Genomic DNA, 12,194 nt, shown 5'->3' with positions numbered 1-12,194 from the left:
CCGCCGCCACCCACGTATAATGCGCCTTCCTAAACATTGCCTAAGGCCCCCGTCATGAGCAAAAAGAACAGTAAAAACAAAGCCGGGTCCAGCACCATTGCACTCAACAGAACCGCCCGTCACGAGTACTTCATCGAAGAGCGCTTGGAAGCCGGCCTGTCCCTGCAAGGGTGGGAAGTGAAGTCCCTGCGGGCGGGCAAGGCCAACATCAGCGAAGCCTATGTCATCTTCATGCAGGGGGAAGCCTTCCTGTTCGGCTCCAGCTTCCTGCCGCTGAACGCCGCCTCCAGCCACGTGGTATGCGATCCGACCCGCACCCGCAAATTGCTGCTCAGTCGCCGTGAACTCGACAAGCTCGAGAGCCTGACCGCTCGTCAGGGCTACACCATAGTGCCGCTGGCCCTCTACTGGAAAGCGTGCTGGGTCAAGGTCGAGATCGGCCTGGTGAAAGGCAAGAAAGAGCACGACAAGCGGGAAGACACCAAGGCACGGGAATGGGACCGTGAGAAGGCCCGCATCATGAAGAACAAGCACCGCGGTTGATTGTGCGCCGCCGGCCCCCATGCGGCGACCAATAAACCAGCAATCGACCGGCCAAGGCCGGTCGATTGCCATCAACGCCTTGCCATGACAGGATTTTTGCGTACAATCCCTTTTGACAACTTGGGGCTGATTCTGGATTCGACAAGATTCACGAAACCCAAGGTGCATGCCGAGGTGCGGTAGGCCTCGTTAATAAACCGCAAAAAAATAGTCGCAAACGACGAAAACTACGCACTCGCAGCTTAATAACCTGCGCTGAGCCCTTCTCCCCTAGCTTGCCTGTGTCCTAGGGAAATGGAAGGTCATCCTTCACAGGATCGTGTGGAAGTCCTGCTCGGGGCGGAAGCATTAAAACCAATCGAGCTAGTCAATGCGTGGCGTGTCTCTCCGCAGCGTGTTGGCGAATGTAAAGAGTGACTAAGCATGTAGTACCGAGGATGTAGTAATTTTGGACGGGGGTTCAAATCCCCCCAGCTCCACCAAACGTTTGGAAAGGGCCACTTCGCAAGAAGTGGCCCTTTTTGTATCCTTTTACTCACCTTCAGAGGCTGTATCCGCCCCGCGAGTGCTGTGCATCTCCAGACCAAGGGCCAAAGGCTCTGCGGGGGGTGGCTGCATTTGGCATGGGCCAGCTCCAGGTGGCGTCGCCAGCAAAAACCGGCGAGTGGAGCAGCAATTTGCCCGGGAGCTGTGGGCCACGCCATCAGCCCAGCGCCTCCATGGGGTTGAAACAACCTCGAGGGTTCGCCCCCGAGAACCTTCCACTAGCCGTTGGCTGTGGAAGGCTGGGTCAGATGAACGACGGGATTTTCGGAGAAGAGGTAGCGGTCATCCTCCATTTCGTCATCGAAGATGGTGGCCTGGAAGCGCATCTGCTTGGTGTTCTCTAGGTGCTGCCACATGGCCAGCTTGGCCGCCTGCGGATCCTTGCGCATCAGGGCCTTGAGGATCTGGTCGTGATCGTCGCACCAGCTGGAGATGGCCTTGTCGTCGATATGCTCGTGGAGCTTGCGCCAGTAGGGGTTGCGCTCGCAATGCAGCCAGGGAGCCAGGGCTTCGGGGTGGGCGAGATCGTCGTCAAGCGCGGCTCTGAGCCTTGCCTGGTGGTCACGGCAGCGCAGCGGATCGAAATCGCCGCCCTGCGGTTGTCCGCCGAACAGGTGATCGACACCACGGCGGCGGGCGCCGACTTCATCGTCAGCCCCGGCTTCAACCCGACCACGGTGCAGTACTGTCTGGACAAGGACGTCACCATCATCCCCGGGGTCAACAACCCCAGCCTGGTGGAGCAGGCCATGGAGATGGGGCTTCGCCACCTCAAGTTCTTCCCGGCCGAGCAGTCTGGCGGCACCGCCATGCTCAAGGCCCTGGGCGCCGTCTATCCGGTGCGCTTCATGCCCACCGGCGGCGTGACGCCGGCCAATCTGAAGGAGTATCTGGGGCTGAATGCCGTGATCGCCTGCGGCGGCACCTGGATGGTGCCGGCCAAGCTCATCGACGAGGGCAGGTGGGAAGAGCTGGCCGCCCTGGTAAGAGAGGCCGTGGCGGCCCTGTGATCATCGGTTGAGCGGGGGAAGGTCTGCCCTCCCCCGGATGTGTTGAAGAGCCACTTCCCGCGAAGTGGCTTTTTTATGCCCTGCCAGGGCTGGAGATCAATGTGCGGTGCGGTTGCCGCAGTCTGCCAGCGGCTTATTCCCCTGCGTCATCGGGCGTCAGCACCAGCCTGCGCCAGGGCCCCGTGATGTCGCAATGACCCGTCTCTTCGGTGTTCTCCCAGCCCAGGCGATGATAGAAAGCCATCGCCGTGGTGTTGCGCATGGCCACCTTGAGGGAGGCCGGGGAGGGGTATCCGGCCAAGCCGGCGGCAAGCAAGGCCCGCCCCATGCCCTGCCCATGCCAGTCCGCCACCACGTAGAGATGATGCACGAAGCTCTCGGCCCCCCAGATTGAGACGAATCCGCACGGGCTGCCCCCTTTCTCCGCCACCCAGATCTCCTCGCCCCGGGTCTGCTCGGCAAAATCCTCGAGCCGGAACAGGGCGGGATCAACCCAATGGAAGGCCTGGCGCCTTCCCTTGAGGAAGAGCTGCGCCAGCATGGGCTCGTCAGCTTCCGTCATCATTCTGATCATGACACCATCCTTGCGTTGCGTGCTTGTCGCTTCCCACTCTCGATGGATCCCGCCGTGCTGTCAAATCGGCAATGTGGACCCTCTTGAATACGTAACCGTGTGACACAGGGCTGCCTATTTTATCGCCTCAGGGGCTATACTGCCGAGGTCCCGTCCATGACTGGTTTGAGGTTCACTGATTTATGGATAACAAGCAAATTGAAGGCAGTATTCTGGTACCCGCCCACATTGACGATGTCTGGCGGGCCTGGACCACGGAGAGCGGGCTGCGCAGTTTTCTGGCGCCGGAGTGCCTCATGGTCCCGGAACCCAACGGACCGTTCGAGATCTATTTCAGACCCGATGCTCCCCTCGGCGAGCGTGGCAGCGAAGGGTGCCGGGTGATGGCGGTCATGCCCCATGATCTGCTCAGCTTCAGCTGGAATTTCCCTCCCCAGTTTCCCCACATTCGTCAGCAGAAGACCCAGGTCAGCCTGCGCTTCGTGCCGGAGGGCCAGGGCACCCGGCTCCACTTCCTGCAGACCGGCTGGGCGCAGGATCCGGACTGGGACCAGGGTTATGCCTACTTCCGGGAGGAGTGGCTGGAATTGAGTCTGCCAAGGCTTCAGTACCGTTTCACCCACGGCCCCATCGACTGGAACAACCCGCCGGGCAAGCAGCAGCTGAAATCCCTGGCCCAGTGACGTCCATTCAAGCGATGGGCATGGCACGAAAAAGGACCCGCTCAGGGTCCTTTTTCATGGATGGGCAGGCGGTCACTCCACCGGCTCTTCATCGAACAGGGGGTGATAGAGCACCTCGCCCCTTACCCCGTCGAGCCCGCCGGGTTGCAACTCCATCGCCATGAAACACTCCGCCGGCACCTCGTAGATGCAGTGCAGGCCGAAGTCGCTGGCAGGCCGAAAGCCGAAACGGGCGTAGTAGGCGGGATCCCCGAGCACCACCACCGCCTTCCAGTCCATCTCCAGTGCCGTGTCCAGCCCTTCCCGCACCAGATCCGAGCCAATGCCCTGTCCCTGCCAGTCGGGATGCACGGCCACGGGTGCCAGTCCCAGCCAGGGCCCTTCCTGTCCCTCAATGGTGATCGGGCTCAGCATCAGGTGCCCCATGAACTCGTACTCTTCCTCCTCGACCATGGTGACCACGGCGGCCCCACATTCTCGCAGGCGGTTGACCAGTTCGGCCTCGTCGGGACGACCAAAGGCGGCACTCACCAGCTCATAGACTGGCAGCATGTCGCCGGGACGCTCGGTTCTCAACATACAGCGTTACTCCTCGTACAGCAGGGCGGCCATTATTCCACAGAAGTGGGGCGCCTCTTCACTGCCTTTGTCTGAAAATGGGAGGGCGGACTCAGGAAAACGCCTGACAGACCCCGCACCAGGCTTCGCGATGACCGCCCTTGCGCAAGCCATCAGCGTCCGTCGTCAGGCTGTCGCAATCGCCGCAGATAGGCGAGGCCCAGATCCCCGCACTCCTTGAGCAGGGCGCCACCACCATGGGCCTGCACCCCGGGTGCCTCTGGCGCCAGCATGGCCAGGGGATAGCGCCGCACCGTCAGCCCGCTGAGTGTCTGCTCGCCCTCTGTCGCCTCCCCCGCCATGAAGAGCGCCACCCCCTCATCGTGCAGTATGGCCACGACCACTTCCTCGTCATCCAGCCAGGGGGCCAGCGCCTCTTTGCGTGCATCCGTCAGGCGCGCCGGGCGATCCAGCCGCCAGTGATCGAGCTCGAGGGCGCCATCGGCCGGATCTGGCCGACGCCCGTCATGGTGCATGCCAGTCTTTTCCATCACCCGGCCTGAGGCGAGGTTGCCCGGCATGTGGCGGGCGGTGAGGGCAGGCAGGTGCCACTGCTCGAAGGCAAACGCCCTGACCAGGCTCGCGGCCCGGGTGGCCAGCCCCCTGTTCTGCCAGGGCACGCCGACCCACCATGCCAGCTCCCCGTGCCAGTGCAGGGAGAGGGAGCCGACCAGGGGAGCGGGCTCGTCTTCACGCCCCTGGGGCAGAGTCAGGGCCCAGGTGCATCCCAGCCCGAGAGCAGCCTTGCGCCCGCTCAGGGCAAGCCAGTCCCGCGCCGCCTCCGGCGAATAGGGGTGGGGGATGTTGAGGGTATAACGGGCGAGCGCCGCATCCGAACAATAACGCAGGATGGCGCTCTCATCGCCGGGCAGCAGGGGGCGCAGCACCAGCGCGTCCTGCCCGCCAGGCTCGCGCAGCACCGGGGTCATCAGGCGGCGGGCAAGCAGGCGTTGCAGGGCAACCCCGAGGTCGTCATCGGCACCGAGGCGATGATCCGCCCCCGCGGGCCCCAGGGTGAGCAGGCCGCTCTCTCTGGCCAGGGTCAGCAGGGAGCCGGAGGCAGCGATCAGGATCTGCCGGTCCGGCTGTGTCGCCATCAGCGGGGAGGCGGCCTCACCCAGCCAGGCGGCAAGCAGGTCGCGGGCACGGAGAATGCCATCTGGCGGGCTGACCGACCAGGGAGCCATCTCCCTCGCCTCCCCTTTGCCAAGCAGCAGCCACCAGCGGTTTCCCTGGTGCTGCCAAGCCTGCAACGCCGCTTGCCAGGAGGGGCGCCAGAGCGCACCCTCGATCAACAGATCCATTCCTTCCTCCACATCCGCCCCCCGGATCAGGCACCGGGTGCCCGGGCGGCACCACACTCCTGTCTGAGGCAGCATAAGCCGCTGCCAATGAGTTGTTAAACCATATGTTTACCATGGTTAAACGGCATACCCCATGAAAAAATGCCATATGGCTGACTTGATGGCGGTCACATTCCTTCCCCTCCTCGCTTCCTATCATGCCCCCATCATGGCGTGACCAAAGACGCCCATGAAGGACAACGGATAACAAGAGAACACACTATGCAGCCAACCAGCCCACTCAAAACGGTAGTAGTCAGTACCCTGGCGACCGCCCTGCTGATCTTCGTGGCCCAATCCCTCATCGGGAAGCAGGAGATCAGACTCGGCATCGCCATCATCCCCATCCTGCCCATGCTCTTTGCCGTCATCATCGGCATGATCGTCTCCGCCAAGCCCGTCAAGGATCGCATTCCCGGCTGGAAGAGACTCTTCACCGAGCGAGAAGAGGGCTTCTGCGGCAAGATGGTGGGTTTCAGCCTGCTGATCCTCGGGACCCAGTATGCGGGGATGATCATCCCCAACCTCAAGATGATCCTGAGCGTCGGCGTACCGCTCTTCCTGCAGGAAATAGGCAACCTCCTGCCCATCCTCATCGCCATTCCGCTGGCGGTGAAGTTCGGCTTTGGCCGCCGCGCCATCGGGGCCTGCTCCTCTATCAGCCGTGAACCCTCGGTCGCGGTGATCCAGGGCAAGTTCGGCACCGGCTCCCAGGAGTACATCGGCGTGCTCGCCATCTACCTGTGCGGCTCCGTCATCGGCACCCTCTGGTTCAGCGTGCTCGGCAGCATCGCCCCCCTCACCGGACTGCATCCTCTGGCCCTGGCCGCCGGTTCCGGCGTGGGATCCGGCTCCATGCTGAGCGCCGCCTCCGGTGCCCTCATCAACGGCCTCGACGAGGCGATGGCCCAGCAGGTGCTCAGCATCGCCGCCGCCTCGAACCTGCTCTCGTCGGCCCTGGGAGCGCTCTCCCTCACCTATCTGGGTCTGCCGCTCGCTGAAAAAATCTATGCCCTGACAGCCAAAGGAAAGAAAGCATGAAAAGCATCGTGATGGATATGCGCTTCGTCTTCCTGGCGATCCTGCTGGCCATGTTCACCCAGACCCTGACCTCGGGCCTGCCGCTGTGGCAGATGGGGGACAGCTTCATCGCCATGTCCCTGGTGGTGTTTGCCTCCCTGGTGACCAAGCGCTACCTGCCCTCCTCCCTGCCGGCCTTTGCCTATGCCACCATCATCGGCATTCTCATCTGCCTGCCCGAGACCCCGGTGCGCGGCCTCTTCATCGATGCCGTGGCCAAGATCTCCTTCCTCTCCTGCTGCGTGCCGCTCCTGGCCTTCGCCGGCCTCTCGGTGGGCGGTCAGCTGGAGGAGCTCAAGAAGATGTCGTGGAAGGTGATCCTCATCTTCATGATCGTCTCCACCTGCTGCTTCTTTGGCGCCTCCCTGGTTGCCCAGCTCGGTTTCTCCATTCAAGGGATCATCTGATGAACCACTACCATATCGAACCTGACCTGTTGGCTCTGCGCGACTTCAGCTACGAAGTGCGCCACCACCTGCACCGCATCCCGGAATACTCCGGGGCCGAGTTCAAGACCTCTGCCTACTGCCGTGGGTTGATGGAAGAGTTCGGCTACAGGATCACCCTGTATCCCGGTTTCACCGGTTTTCACGGGGATCTGGCGGTCGACCCCACCCTGCCCACCATTGCCTTTCGTGCCGACATGGATGGCCTGGAGATGCACGACATGAGCGAGGTGGCGTTCAAATCCACCCATGAGGGGATGGCCCACAACTGCGGCCACGACTCCCACATGGCGATCGCTCTGACCGCCGCCAGGTTTCTGGCCGCCAACCGCGATCGCCTGCGGTACAACGTCCGCTTCATCTTCCAGATGGCGGAAGAGGACATGCGCGTCCCCGGGGCCGAAAAGATGGTGGAGCTTGGCTGCATGAAGGGGGTGGACGAGGTCTATGCCCTGCACAACGACGGCGCCATGGAGACGGGCACCATCAAGTTCAACCAGGGGGTCATGTCCTCCTGGGGGTCAGCCTGGACGCTCGATGTGCACGGCATCTCCGCCCACGGCTCCACCCCCCACAAGGGGCTGGATGCCATCCGGGAGGCAGTGCGGATCATCGAGGACATGGACTACATCGTCGCCAAGCGCACCAGCCCGTTCAGCCCGGCGGTCTTTGGTTGCGGCATGATCAACGGCGGCACCATTCCCAACGCCATCGCCGATCATGTGCAGGCCCGTGGCACCATCCGCGCCATGGATGCCGAAACCGACCAGATCCTGAAAAACAGCTTCAGGGACATCATCGCCCAGAGCGAGCTGCGCGGCTTCAAGACCACCATGGTCCATGCCGGCTACCCGGCGGTGGAGAACCACCCCCAGGCCTGCGAGCGCCTGCAACAAGCCGCCTCGGATGTGTTGTCCAGCGACGGGATCAACGCAAAGGGCCAGCCCATGACCGGCAGCGAGGACTTCAGCTACATGATCAACGCCACGCCAAGCCGCATGGGGGCCATGTTCTTCCTCGGCAGCGGCAATCAGGCCAAGGGGATCTGCAACTACCTGCACGCGAACCCCTATTACCTGGACGACGACTGCCTGCTGATCGGTGCCCAGATCTTCGTCAATCTGGCGACCCGAGCCGCCTGAGGGGTCAGTACAAGGGGATAGCAATGCAAAGAGAGGCCAACGGCCTCTCTTTTTTATGTCTCGGCGTCAGAGCCAGGGCAGAGTCGCAGACGGAGCGGGCGTTCCCTGGTTGAGCAGCGCCAGCTGCACCGTCTCCCGGCTCACATGGGGGGCATAGAGGTGGATGAAGTCGTACATGTAGTCCCGCAGGTGGGCGTGCCTGCGCAGGCACACATGGGCCACGCTCGAGGCGATCAGATGATCGATGTTGAGGCAGACCAGGCTCTCCCTGTCCCCTTCGTCGAACGCCGAGGTGGCGATCACTCCGACTCCCATCCCCAGGCGCACATAGTGCTTGATGATGTCGCTGTCGGTGGCTGTCAGCACGATGCGGGGGCTGAGACCATGGCGACCGAACGCCTTGTCCATCTTGGAGCGGCCGGTGAAACCGAACACATAGGTGATGAGGGGATACCGGGCCAGATCCGCCATGGCCAGCGGCTGGCAGTCCAGCAGCGGATGGCCGTGGGGCACCACCACGCTGCGCCCCCAGCGATAGCAGGGCACGGTCGCCAGCTCGTCGAACAGGTGCATGGACTCGGTGGCGATGGCCATCTCCACATCCCCGTTTTGCGCCATCTGCGCCAGTTGGGCAGGGGCTCCCTGATGCAGCTGGATGCTCACCTCGGGGTAGCGGCGGGAGAATTCGGTGATGACCGCCGGCAGCTTGTAGCGGGCCATGGTGTGGGTGGTGGCGATGCGCAGCACCCCGCTGGTGGCCAGCTGATCCCCGAGGGAAAGCTGGCCAATTTGCTCCACCTGGGCCACCACTCCCCTGGCCAGCTCCATCACCTGCTCCCCCATGGGGGTCAGGCCCGCCAGGTTCTTGCCCTTGCGGGTAAACAGCGCCAGCCCCAGCTCCTCTTCCAGCATCTTCATCTGCTTGCTAAGGGTCGGCTGGGAGGTATAGAGCTTCTCCGCCGTCGCCGAGATGTTGAAGTTGTTCTTCACTATCTCGGTGAAATTCTTGAGCCGGGCGATGTTCATCAGGGCGCCAGGCGCTCGATGTGCCAGCCGTCCCCCTCGCGTGTGTAATAGAAGCGATCGTGCAGACGATGCTCCCCGCCCTGCCAGAACTCGACGGTGTCGATGCGCACCCGGAAACCACCCCAGAAGCTCGGCAGCGGCACTTCGCCATTGGCAAACTTCTGCTTGAGTTCGAGGAACTTGGCCTCCAGCACGCCACGGGCCGAGATGCGGGTCGACTGTTTGGAGACCCAGGCGGCGATCTGGCTGTCCTTGGGACGGCTGTGGAAATACTTCATCACCTCGAAGGTGCTCATCTTCTCCACCCGACCGGTCACGTGCACCTGTCTGTCCAGGGTGTGCCAGGGGAAGAGCAGGCTGATACGGGGGTTGCCCTCCAGCTGATGCGCCTTGCGGCTGCCCATGTTGGTGTAGAACACCATGCCGTCGGCATCGTAGTGCTTGAGCAGCACGGTGCGCTGCCAGGGCTGACCATCAGCATCCACGGTGCCCACCACCATGGCGGTGGGATCGGTCAGTTTGGCCTCGCACGCCTGGGCCAGCCACTTCTCGAACAGGGCGAGGGGCTCGGCCGGCAGATCGGCCCGGTGCAGTCCACCCCTGGTGTATTCGCGACGCAGATCAGCCACATCCATCATCTTGATTTTCCTTCTCTCTTTCTCTGCCGCCCGTGCGGCGATGGGTGCAGGCATTGTGCGACGAGCGCGCCATGGGTACAAGCCTCGGGGCGGCCAAATGGCGGAGCAAAAAGAGAGGGAGGCTCATGCCTCCCTCTTTATGCCGATGACCGTCAGCCTACTGCTTGCCGTCAACCGGCGGGCAATGGGCCAGCATGCGCCGGTTGTAGTCCGCCGCATAGGCGCTCAGCCTGGCATGGGCCTCCTTCTGATCCGGCTTGATGACATCCCCGAATCCATCGAGATAGCGCACGCCGCAGCGCGCCTTGGCCGCCGCCTGCTGATCCGCCGCGATCCCGGGCGCCACCTCGCCGCGCCCGGCCCGCACGATCAGCCGGTAATCCTGCCTGGCAAGGCTGGCGCTGACCGCCTGATCCAGGGTGTCTGCATCGGCCTGACAACCGCCGAGCAGGGTGAGCAGCAGCACCCCGGCCAGTCTCATGCCCGCCTCCGCTGCCAGCCCAGCAACGCCAGGGCCAGGGTCCAGAAGCCGAGGGCCCCGCCGCCACCGCTTCCTCCCTCTTCACCGCGCTGGGTGACCGAGAGCTTGAGGGGACTGATGGCGAAGAAGATGTTGTCGCTGCACGCCACCTTCAAGCGTGCAGTGCCATCCTGGCCCGCCGGGATGGTGACGCTCGCCGAGCCCGAGTTGGGTTTGCCGCTGGCAAGGGAAGTCCAGTTTGCCCCCTCGTCCCGGGTCATGAAGAGATCCACCTTGCTGCAGTTGATGGGGGCTGCATTGGTGCCGGCCACTTCCCAACTGATGGTCTGCGTCTTGCCCGCCCCCAGGGGGGTCACCACCGGGCTGGTCAGGGCAAAGGCCTTGCCGGTGTTGACCACCTGGATCTTCATGTCATCGCTGGCGACACCGCCCTTGCCGTCCCGCGCCGTGAGGCGGAAGTTCAGGTCCCGGTTGGTGGCAGGCCAGGCCTCCCCTATCGCCAGGGTGTTGGTGAGCAGGGAGGTGAGACTCGGCAGGGTGCGCTCCGGCACGCTGGTCGGCGCCACGAAACGGAACAGCGGACGGCTGCCGTCGTCCACCATGGTGGCCGGGCTGCTCGACTCCGTCCCCAGATCGATCTGCTCCCAGGTGTAATTCAGCGGATCGCTGTCAAGATCGGCCCCCGCCCCCTTGAGCACGAAGGGGGTGTTGGCGGGGATGACGTAGTCATTGCCTGCCGCCACCTGGGGCGCATTGTTGACCAGCGCCAACGGGGTGCCGCAATTTGGCTCCGTGGCCATGTGGGCCCGCATCTGCTCGATGGACTTGCTGTGGAAATAGGGCTCGCTGTGGGGCTGCAGATCTTCGTCTCCGCAGATCCCCGCATAGGCCATGATGGAGCTGCCGCTGCCCGGCTCCCAGGCTTGGCTTGCCTCCCGGTTGCCGCCGCCACAACTGCCTGTGGTGCCGTTGAAGGTGTGGTCTGCCCCGAACTGGTGACCGATCTCGTGGGCCACGTAGTCGATGAAGAAGGCATCCCCCACCGGCTCGGGGGAGCCCGTCATCCCCGCCGATTTGTCAGGGGTGCAGAGTACGCCCAGCCCCGCCAGGCCGCCGCCACCGGTGTTGACCACATGGCCGATGTCGAAGGCCCCCAGCCCCTTGGTCAGGGCATCGGCCTGCACCTGCATGTTGGCATCGATATCGCCGTCATCATTGTTGAAGGGATCGTTCACCACGTCGGTGAAGATGATGGTGTCGTTGCCGCTGGCGAGCTGGAATTCGGCCGCCACGTCACGCTGGTAGACCTCGTTGACCCGGTTGAGCAGGGTGGTGATGGCGCCAAGACCCGCCTCCACGGTACCGCCGTGATACTGGGTATACTCCCCCGCCGCCGAGATGGCGATGACATAACGCTTGCGCTCGTTGCCATCCACCAGCACCTGGCGGGCCAGCTTTTTGGCCTCGCCCCCGATCACCTTGTCCGCCTCTTCTTCCAGCCGGCTGTGGGCATCCTGCTGGTAATAGACGGCATAGCCTTCCCCATTGCGAAGGGGATCGACGAACACCATCTTCCCTTCATGGCTGAACATGGCGTGGAATCCCTGGGGACCGAGATCGAAGCGCCCGGTCTCGCCCGGCGCCGCTTCGTTGTACCCCTTGAAGGCCAGGATATCGGGATATTTGGCGGCCAGATCCGCCGGCAGCAGATCATAGGGTTGCAGACTGAAGGTCACCTCCTTGCCATCCGGCAGAGGCAGAGTCAGGCGGCGCTCGCCCCCCTTCAGGGCAGCCAGGTAATCGGTGGAGACGGTGACGATGCGATACTGGCTGGCCCTCACCTCGTATCCATCGGCGGCGGTGGCCCGCGCCGTGACCGTATGCCACTCGCCGGCCATCAGGTTGCCGGACGTCATCAGACCCGCCACCAGCACCGCCAGCGGAGAATATTTCATCAACTGCATCTTTTTAATTCCTTTTTAAACGGATTCACCTGAACTGCCACGGCATCATTTGCCCGCTGGTCCAATTAGTCCAGCAACATCCTCTGTACATTCCCCGAAT

14 protein-coding genes and 1 other RNA gene are annotated in these 12,194 nt (G+C 63.1%); 7 read left to right on the top strand and 8 right to left on the bottom strand.

The genetic code is table 11. The annotated features are described in order from the left end of the window. Window positions 1–54 precede the first annotated feature (54 nt). A complete protein-coding gene (gene smpB, locus AB5Y53_RS17535; protein ID WP_368182705.1) occupies window positions 55–543 on the top strand; it encodes an SsrA-binding protein SmpB in 489 nt (162 codons plus the stop codon). A gap of 122 nt (window positions 544–665) precedes the next feature. Then, window positions 666–1,025: a transfer-messenger RNA gene (gene ssrA / locus AB5Y53_RS17530) on the top strand. A gap of 282 nt (window positions 1,026–1,307) precedes the next feature. On the opposite strand, the gene AB5Y53_RS17525 is transcribed toward ssrA, so the two are convergent. Beyond that, complete coding sequence (locus tag AB5Y53_RS17525; protein ID WP_319883349.1) at window positions 1,308–1,583, bottom strand: FCD domain-containing protein; 276 nt, start codon at window positions 1,581–1,583, stop codon at window positions 1,308–1,310. Here AB5Y53_RS17525 and eda point away from each other — a divergent pair. Next, window positions 1,578–2,099: a bifunctional 4-hydroxy-2-oxoglutarate aldolase/2-dehydro-3-deoxy-phosphogluconate aldolase gene (eda, locus tag AB5Y53_RS17520; protein ID WP_368182703.1), complete on the top strand. Its 522-nt coding sequence runs from the start codon at window positions 1,578–1,580 to the stop codon at window positions 2,097–2,099. The genes AB5Y53_RS17525 and eda overlap by 6 nt on opposite strands. A 133-nt stretch (window positions 2,100–2,232) precedes the next feature. Here eda and AB5Y53_RS17515 read toward each other — a convergent pair whose 3' ends face one another. Further along, window positions 2,233–2,673 carry a GNAT family N-acetyltransferase gene (locus tag AB5Y53_RS17515; protein WP_041212649.1) on the bottom strand — a complete coding sequence of 147 codons (441 nt, stop codon included), beginning with the start codon at window positions 2,671–2,673 and terminating at the stop codon, window positions 2,233–2,235. A 182-nt stretch (window positions 2,674–2,855) separates the two neighbouring features. Here AB5Y53_RS17515 and AB5Y53_RS17510 point away from each other — a divergent pair, with 182 nt between their 5' ends. Beyond that, window positions 2,856–3,356, top strand: a complete 501-nt coding sequence (locus AB5Y53_RS17510) for an SRPBCC domain-containing protein (protein WP_010673967.1) — start codon at window positions 2,856–2,858, stop codon at window positions 3,354–3,356. 72 nt (window positions 3,357–3,428) lie between these two features. Here the strand turns inward: AB5Y53_RS17510 and AB5Y53_RS17505 are convergent, their stop codons facing one another. Both AB5Y53_RS17505 and AB5Y53_RS17500 read right to left on the bottom strand, forming a co-directional pair. Further along, window positions 3,429–3,935 (bottom strand): GNAT family N-acetyltransferase, encoded by a 507-nt coding sequence (locus tag AB5Y53_RS17505; protein ID WP_039039889.1) that lies wholly within the window; start codon window positions 3,933–3,935, stop codon window positions 3,429–3,431. 152 nt (window positions 3,936–4,087) lie between these two features. Next, window positions 4,088–5,278 (bottom strand): GNAT family N-acetyltransferase, encoded by a 1,191-nt coding sequence (locus AB5Y53_RS17500; RefSeq protein ID WP_368182702.1) that lies wholly within the window; start codon window positions 5,276–5,278, stop codon window positions 4,088–4,090. A gap of 261 nt (window positions 5,279–5,539) precedes the next feature. On the opposite strand from AB5Y53_RS17500, the gene AB5Y53_RS17495 reads away from it, so the two are divergent. The 3 genes from AB5Y53_RS17495 to AB5Y53_RS17485 are packed head-to-tail and all read left to right on the top strand — an operon-like array spanning window position 5,540 to window position 7,985. Continuing rightward, entirely contained in the window at window positions 5,540–6,358 is an 819-nt protein-coding gene (locus AB5Y53_RS17495) for a DUF3100 domain-containing protein (protein WP_368182700.1), read from the top strand. Then, window positions 6,355–6,804, top strand: a complete 450-nt coding sequence (locus AB5Y53_RS17490; protein ID WP_010673962.1) for a hypothetical protein — start codon at window positions 6,355–6,357, stop codon at window positions 6,802–6,804. Before AB5Y53_RS17495 ends, AB5Y53_RS17490 begins: the two co-directional genes overlap by 4 nt. Continuing rightward, window positions 6,804–7,985, top strand: a complete 1,182-nt coding sequence (locus tag AB5Y53_RS17485; protein ID WP_202040934.1) for a M20 family metallopeptidase — start codon at window positions 6,804–6,806, stop codon at window positions 7,983–7,985. Before AB5Y53_RS17490 ends, AB5Y53_RS17485 begins: the two co-directional genes overlap by 1 nt. A 66-nt stretch (window positions 7,986–8,051) precedes the next feature. Here the strand turns inward: AB5Y53_RS17485 and AB5Y53_RS17480 are convergent, their stop codons facing one another. The 4 genes from AB5Y53_RS17480 to AB5Y53_RS17465 all read right to left on the bottom strand — a co-directional run bounded on the left by AB5Y53_RS17480 (window position 8,052) and on the right by AB5Y53_RS17465 (window position 12,094). Beyond that, on the bottom strand, window positions 8,052–9,011 hold the full coding sequence (locus AB5Y53_RS17480) for a LysR substrate-binding domain-containing protein (RefSeq protein WP_010673960.1): 960 nt from the start codon (window positions 9,009–9,011) through the stop codon (window positions 8,052–8,054). Then, on the bottom strand, window positions 9,011–9,649 hold the full coding sequence (gene pdxH / locus AB5Y53_RS17475; RefSeq protein ID WP_128313476.1) for a pyridoxamine 5'-phosphate oxidase: 639 nt from the start codon (window positions 9,647–9,649) through the stop codon (window positions 9,011–9,013). Before pdxH ends, AB5Y53_RS17480 begins: the two co-directional genes overlap by 1 nt. Window positions 9,650–9,806: 157 nt before the next feature. Next, window positions 9,807–10,130, bottom strand: coding sequence for a hypothetical protein (locus AB5Y53_RS17470; RefSeq protein ID WP_039039894.1), 324 nt, complete (start codon window positions 10,128–10,130; stop codon window positions 9,807–9,809). Next, window positions 10,127–12,094 carry a reprolysin-like metallopeptidase gene (locus AB5Y53_RS17465; RefSeq protein WP_368182696.1) on the bottom strand — a complete coding sequence of 656 codons (1,968 nt, stop codon included), beginning with the start codon at window positions 12,092–12,094 and terminating at the stop codon, window positions 10,127–10,129. The genes AB5Y53_RS17470 and AB5Y53_RS17465 overlap by 4 nt, the downstream gene beginning before the upstream one ends. Between the last annotated feature and the right edge of the window lie 100 nt (window positions 12,095–12,194).

The organism is Aeromonas sp. R7-5, assembly GCF_040908015.1.
Taxonomy (GTDB): Bacteria; Pseudomonadota; Gammaproteobacteria; order Enterobacterales; family Aeromonadaceae; genus Aeromonas; species Aeromonas caviae.
Note: the sequence above shows the minus strand (reverse complement) of the source record. Positions and strands in the feature narration are given on the sequence as shown.